Origin of the sequence: Pseudomonas sp. IT-347P (assembly GCF_949768005.1) — a bacterium.
Lineage (GTDB): Bacteria > Pseudomonadota > Gammaproteobacteria > Pseudomonadales > Pseudomonadaceae > Aquipseudomonas.
On the sequence record NZ_CATKPQ010000060.1, the window covers coordinates 286156 to 292318 of the forward strand.

The following is a 6163-nucleotide window of genomic DNA, read 5'->3' on the forward strand; positions in this document are numbered from 1 at the left end:
AAAAACGGGCCGTCACTGTAGCGACGGCCCGTGGGAATGGCAATCGGCCCTTGGTCGGACCGTGCCGCCGATTAGTCCTGGACCGGGGTCAGCGCGACGCGCAGAGCCTCGATGGCCGCGTCCCGTGCAACATCGTCGGCGAACGCCGGGCTGTCACCAACGCGCTCGCCTTCCAGCCAGACGCTGAAGCTCAGATCTTCGCTGCGCACGTCCAGCGGCTGGCCGGATTGCAGCTGCTTGGTCACCTGCCCGGCAGTTTTGCCGTCAGCGAAGTTGCGCGACAGCAGCAGTTGCTCGCCATCGGCCGCCAGCAGACGGAAGCGGAAGCTGCCGTCGTCCTCACGGAAGCTGACGAAACGCGCGGCCTTCGCGGTTTTCTTCTTGGTGGTCGCGGCGACCTGAACCTGATTGACGAAAGAACGCAGGCCAACCGCTTCACGCAGTTCGTTAAGGAACGGCGTTGCCACCGCACGGGCCTTTTTCGCACCGATCTGCAGGATATCTTCCAGATCCGCCGGGCGTTCGATTAACTGGTGATACTTGTCGCGCGCCTCACCGAGTTCATTGTCGAGCAACTGGAACAGACGGTTCTTCGCCTCGCCCCAACCCAGACCACCGAGCAGTTCGCTACGGAATTCGTCCGCCTGCGCTGGCGTGGCGAAAGCCTGGAACAGGGTGAACAGGTGCGAGTTGTCCGGATCCTTGGCTTCACCCGGCGCTTTGGAGTCGGTGACGATCCGCGAGATCGCGTCCTTCATCTCTTTGGCGCTGGAGAACAACGGGATGGTGTTGTCGTAGCTCTTCGACATCTTGCGACCGTCGAGGCCTGGCAACGTCGCCACGCTTTCTTCGATCAGCGCTTCGGGCATGGTGAAGAATTCCTTGCCCTGACCGAACAGGTGGTTGAAGCGCTGGCCGATGTCGCGGGCCATTTCCACGTGCTGGATCTGGTCGCGACCGACCGGCACTTTGTGTGCGTTGAACATCAGGATGTCCGCCGCCATCAGCACCGGGTAGCTGTAGAGGCCCATGGTGATGCCGGCGTCCGGGTCTTCACCGGTTTCGACGTTCTTGTCCACCGAAGCCTTGTAAGCGTGCGCACGGTTGAGCAGGCCCTTGGCCGCGACGCAGGTCAGCAGCCAGGTCAGCTCAGGGATTTCCGGGATATCGGACTGGCGGTAGAAGGTCACGCGATCGACATCGAGGCCACCGGCCAGCCAGGTCGCGGCGATTTCCAGACGCGAGCGCTGGATGCGCAGCGGGTCATCGCATTTGATCAGGGCGTGGTAGTCGGCCAGAAAGTAGAACGAATCGGCATTGCTGTCGCGGCTGGCGAGGATCGCCGGGCGGATGGCGCCGGCGTAGTTGCCCAGGTGCGGCGTGCCGGTGGTGGTGATGCCGGTGAGGATACGGGTACGGTTCGTCATGGGTAATCGCTTGTCAGACTGCAATCAATTCGAGAGACGCGGCAGGATCAGATCCTTGAGATCGGTCAACTTGCCATGAAAAAAGTGTCCGCATTCTGCCACTTTCAGCAGCTCATGGGGGCGCTGGAGTTTGTCGGACCATTCGTAAACCAGCTGCGGATCGATGACCTCGTCGGTTTCCGGCTGGATCACGGTCAGCTCGCCTTGCTGCGGCAGTTGATCCTGCTCGCCCAGACGCATCACTGCTGGCGCGACCATGAACAGGTGCTTGAGCGGCACGCCTTGCGCTTCGAGGCGGCCGCCGAGACTTGCTGCAACAAATCCGCCGAAGGAGAAACCAAACAGGGTCAGCGGCAGATTCGGGTGTTTTTCCCGCAGCCATGCGGCGGCGGCCTGGGCATCGTCGACTTCACCGGTGCCCATGTCGTGCGTGCCTTCACTGGCGCCGACGCCGCGATAGTTGAAGCGCAAGGTGATCAGACCTGCGTCGCGCGCGGTGCGCTGCAGCGTCGAGACGACCTTGTTGAGCATGGTGCCGCCCTGCACCGGGTTCGGATGACAGATCAGCGCGATGCCGCGCGGCTGCTCATTGTCCAGGTACAAGGCTTCGATTTGGCCAACAGGGCCGGCAATGACTACGGGGGTTTCACGCATCAGCAAGGAAGGAACTCCGTGACCTCGAATCGGGTCGACTCGTCTAGCAAATTGTCTGTGCCAATCTATTGCGAGTGAATCGCGGTATACAGCGCAGGTTCGAGCCGTTAACGTAAAGCAAAGCCGTTTATAGAGGAAGGACTCGTGGAACACTCGCTCTTAGTTTGGTTGTTACCGACTCTTGCCCTGGTTGTGGGTGTCGCCATTGGATTCCTGATCGCGCGCGTTGTGCCAAACGCCGCACCGAGCCGCACGCAGCGTCAACTGGATGATATCCAGGAGCGTTTCGACAGTTATCAAAACGAGGTGGTCACCCACTTCAACAGCACTGCGATGCTGGTCAAGAAGCTGACCCAGAGCTATCAGGAAGTGCAGGATCATCTCGCCGAGGGCGCCAATCGTCTGGCCCTGGACGAGCAGACCCGCCAACGCCTGATCGCTGCCCTGCACGCTGACGCGGCAGTGGCACCACGCGAACGCCTGACGCCACCGCGCGATCAGGAGCCACCGCGCGATTACGCGCCGAAGACCCCGAACTCGCCGGGGATGCTCGATGAGCATTATGGTTTGAAGAAGTAATCAGCCTTCGCTGAAAACAAAAAGCCCCCGGACAGTAATGTGTCCGGGGGCTTTTTTGTGCCTGATGATTTTGCGGTGGCTGCACGGGCCTCTTCGCGGGCAAGCCCGCTCCCACAGGGTGATGTGTGGAACACAGATTTTGGGTACACCACCAATACCTGTAGGAGTGAGCCTGCTCGCGATGAGGCCATAACATGCCGGACAAAAAAAAGCCCGATCACAGGACCGGGCATTTCTTCATTCAGGCAATCGCTTACGGGTACTGCTGAACCGTACCCGGCTGCTGCTGACCACCATACTGCTGGCCTGGAATCGCCTTCAGGTTGACTTCAACCCGGCGGTTCTGCGCCCGGCCATTGACGTCACCGTTGCTGGCAATCGGGTTATCCGGACCGGCGCCACGGGCCGACAGGTTGGCACCGCTGACACCTTGCGAAGTCAGGTAGGTCGCCACGCTCTGCGCACGTCGCTGCGACAGGTCCATGTTGTGCTGGCGGCTGCCGGTGCTGTCGGTGTAGCCAACGATTTCGATCTGGTTCTGGTTGAACTCTTTCAGCGAGTTGGCCAGGTTGTTCAGCGGCTGGTAGAAGCTGGAGGCGATGTTCGCCGAATCGGTAGCAAACGTAATGTTGCCCGGCATGATCAGCTTGATCTGATCGCCCTGACGCTGCACTTCGACACCGGTGTTGGCCATGCTCGCGCGCAGTTTCTTTTCCTGCTGGTCGGCGTAGTAACCGTAACCGGCCGCAGAGGCACCCACTACGGCGGCACCGATCAGGGCACCCTTGCCGCGGTTGTTGTGGTCGATGGCAGCACCGGCGAGCGCACCGGCCAGTGCACCGAGACCGCCGTATTTGGCGGTTTTGCTCATGCCTTGCGAGCCACCGTCGGCCTGCCCCTGATTGTCATACGGGTTAGGCGAGGCGCAGCCGGACAGCAAGGCCACGGCAGTAGCGACAATAATCAAACGACGCGTGGTGAACATGGAGAGCTCCTGGTTTTTCGCATTCTGTGGTGCAGCGGCCACTGAGTAATGGACCTGCGCGGGCGTTGGATCATGACAATGCACAAAAATTCCGCCGGGCACTCGTGACAAAATATTTAGGCCCGTACGAAAGGGTTCTCGCGCATTTCATCGCCCAATCGTGTGTCCGGGCCATGCCCGGTCACCACGGTCGCGTCCTCGTCCAGCGTGTAAAGCCGCTGCTTGATCGAACGCACGATGGTCGCCTGATCGCCGCCCCACAAATCCGTGCGTCCTACGCCGCGACGAAACAGCGTGTCGCCGGCTATCAACAGCTTAGCCTCGGAAAACCAAAAGCTCATGGAACCGGGTGTATGTCCCGGCGTGTGCAGCGCTACACCGCAGCCGCAGGCCAGTTCTTCATCGTCGCTCAACCAGCGATCTGGTGATGGCACGGGTGTATACGGCACACCGAACATCTGACATTGCATTTCGAGGTTGTCCCAGAGGAACTGGTCTTCCTTGTGCAGATGCAGGGTCGCACCGGTTTTTTCCTTCATCTGCCCGGAAGCGAGGAAGTGATCGAGATGCGCGTGGGTGTGAATGATGCTGACGACTTTCAGGCCATGCGCATCGAGACGCGCCATGATCAGGTCTGGATGGCCGCCCGGGTCGACGACGATGGCTTTTTTTGTGATCGGGTCGCCGATGATGGTGCAGTTGCACTGCAAAGGCCCAACCGGGAAGGTTTCGCGGATGAGCGAAGGCGCGAGCGTAGACATGAAAATCCTCGACAGACGGATACAACCGTGGCTCAGGATTTTAGCGCATTCGTCGATATATAACGCCAGGCCAGTAATTTGGCGCCACCAATCAGAAATAGTGGCCCAATGATGTCAAACAGACAAAAACTCGTGCAAAATCGATTTCTTTTGTAGCGGTCGCATCAGGAAGGGCCGCATCGCATTCAGGAAAGTCCATGCCTACTCCACTGTCGTACTCAATTGCGTTTCCTTCGTCGTTAACCGGCAACAAGTACGCCGACAGCCTGCTGTCCGGCACCTATTGGCTGGGCGCCAACTGGCCTTCCCAAGGCCCGACCAGCCTCAGCTATAGCTTCATGGCGCCCGGTACGTCGTACTTCGCTATTAACTACAGCCCGGATAATGAATACAACGCGCTATATGAGCTGACAGCCGGACAGAAAACAGCAGTGGTCAATGCCCTGGCCTCCTGGAGCGCGGTTGCCAATCTCAATTTCACATTGACCAGCGATGACATCAATAACGTTGGTGACCTTCGATTTGGTGGCTATCGGTTGATGGATGACCAGACGGCTGCCTGGGGCTACTTCCCGGCCAACAATCCAACCGCCGGCGATGTCTGGATCGGCCCGGAGACCAACGATCCGAATCCGGGTAAAGGCACCTACGACTACCTGACCTTTGTCCACGAAATCGGACACACGCTCGGGCTCAAGCATCCATTCGATGTCAGCTCGAGCAACAAGACGCTGCTGGACTCGGCGCTGGACGATGTTCATTACACAGTGATGAGCTACAACAGCAACTATTCCTATCAGCCGACCACGCCGATGCTGCTCGACATCCTGGCGATTCAGAGCCTGTATGGCGCGAACATGCAGTGGCAGACCGGTAACAATGTCTACTCCTGGGCGCCAGACCAGTCGATTTTCGAGACGATCTGGGACGCTGGTGGCATCGACACCCTCGACGCCAGTAACCAATTGGCCGCCGTAACACTCAATCTGGGTGAGGGCACCTTCAGTCAGATCGGCCAGGCATTTGTCGGGCCGTCGCTGGGCCTGCTCAGAGATGGTCTGGCAATCGCCTATGGTGCCAAGATCGAAAACGCCATCGGTTCGAATTTCGATGACATTCTCTACGGCAACGAACTGGATAACATACTCAATGGCAATGCCGGTGCGGACACTATGTACGGTGGCGCCGGCAACGACACCTACTACGTCGACAATGCCGGGGACACGATCTACGACTACCCGAACATGGGGGTCGACAGCGTCATCGCGTCTATCGACTATGTGCTCGGTGCTCACCTCGAAAACCTGACCCTGATCGGTTCCGCCAACCTCAACGGCACTGGCAACGCCTTCAATAACACGATGATCGGTACATCCGGGGACAATACCCTCGATGGCGGCACGGGCGCGGACACCCTGATAGGTGGCGCCGGCAACGACACCTATATCGTCGACAACATCGGCGACACGGTTACCGAAACCAGCACCTTGGCCAGTGAAATCGACACCGTACGCAGCTCGGTGTCCTTTATCTTGGGCGCCAACGTAGAAAACCTCGCGCTGACCGGTCTCGGCACACTCAACGGCACCGGCAACAACCTCGACAATACCTTGACCGGCAACGACCAGACCAACACCCTGGACGGCGGCCTCGGTGCCGACACCATGATCGGCGGCGGTGGGTTCGACAGTTACTACGTTGATAACGTCAATGACGTGGTCATCGAAACCGATGCCTCGCCGACGGCACTCGACCGT

Annotated in this window: 6 protein-coding genes; 2 read left to right on the forward strand and 4 right to left on the reverse strand. The window is 59.2% G+C overall.

What is annotated here, in order from left to right:
• Window positions 1-71: 71 nt before the first annotated feature.
• Together ACM6IV_RS28255 and ACM6IV_RS28260 are read right to left on the reverse strand one after the other, a co-directional pair.
• A complete protein-coding gene (locus ACM6IV_RS28255; RefSeq protein ID WP_414872585.1) occupies window positions 72-1427 on the reverse strand; it encodes a tryptophan--tRNA ligase in 1356 nt (451 codons plus the stop codon).
• A gap of 24 nt (window positions 1428-1451) precedes the next feature.
• Window positions 1452-2081, reverse strand: a complete 630-nt coding sequence (locus ACM6IV_RS28260) for an alpha/beta hydrolase (protein ID WP_414872595.1) — start codon at window positions 2079-2081, stop codon at window positions 1452-1454.
• Between the two features lie 144 nt (window positions 2082-2225).
• Here ACM6IV_RS28260 and ACM6IV_RS28265 point away from each other — a divergent pair, with 144 nt between their 5' ends.
• On the forward strand, window positions 2226-2660 hold the full coding sequence (locus tag ACM6IV_RS28265; protein ID WP_414872586.1) for a YhcB family protein: 435 nt from the start codon (window positions 2226-2228) through the stop codon (window positions 2658-2660).
• A gap of 253 nt (window positions 2661-2913) precedes the next feature.
• On the opposite strand, the gene ACM6IV_RS28270 is transcribed toward ACM6IV_RS28265, so the two are convergent.
• Together ACM6IV_RS28270 and ACM6IV_RS28275 are read right to left on the reverse strand one after the other, a co-directional pair.
• On the reverse strand, window positions 2914-3645 hold the full coding sequence (locus ACM6IV_RS28270) for an OmpA family protein (protein WP_414872587.1): 732 nt from the start codon (window positions 3643-3645) through the stop codon (window positions 2914-2916).
• A 116-nt stretch (window positions 3646-3761) separates the two neighbouring features.
• Entirely contained in the window at window positions 3762-4406 is a 645-nt protein-coding gene (locus ACM6IV_RS28275; RefSeq protein ID WP_414872588.1) for an MBL fold metallo-hydrolase, read from the reverse strand.
• A 197-nt stretch (window positions 4407-4603) separates the two neighbouring features.
• On the opposite strand from ACM6IV_RS28275, the gene ACM6IV_RS28280 reads away from it, so the two are divergent.
• Window positions 4604-6163 (forward strand): M10 family metallopeptidase C-terminal domain-containing protein (locus ACM6IV_RS28280; RefSeq protein WP_414872589.1); only part of this gene is annotated, 1560 nt, incomplete at its 3' end.

What these genes read in the sequence shown, in the direction of transcription:
- ACM6IV_RS28255 (WP_414872585.1), bottom strand. Translation starts at nt 1,427, where the DNA reads ATGACGAACCGTACCCGTATCCTCACCGGCATCACCACCACCGGCACG.
- ACM6IV_RS28260 (WP_414872595.1), bottom strand. Translation starts at nt 2,081, where the DNA reads ATGCGTGAAACCCCCGTAGTCATTGCCGGCCCTGTTGGCCAAATCGAA.
- ACM6IV_RS28270 (WP_414872587.1), bottom strand. Translation starts at nt 3,645, where the DNA reads ATGTTCACCACGCGTCGTTTGATTATTGTCGCTACTGCCGTGGCCTTG.
- ACM6IV_RS28275 (WP_414872588.1), bottom strand. Translation starts at nt 4,406, where the DNA reads ATGTCTACGCTCGCGCCTTCGCTCATCCGCGAAACCTTCCCGGTTGGG.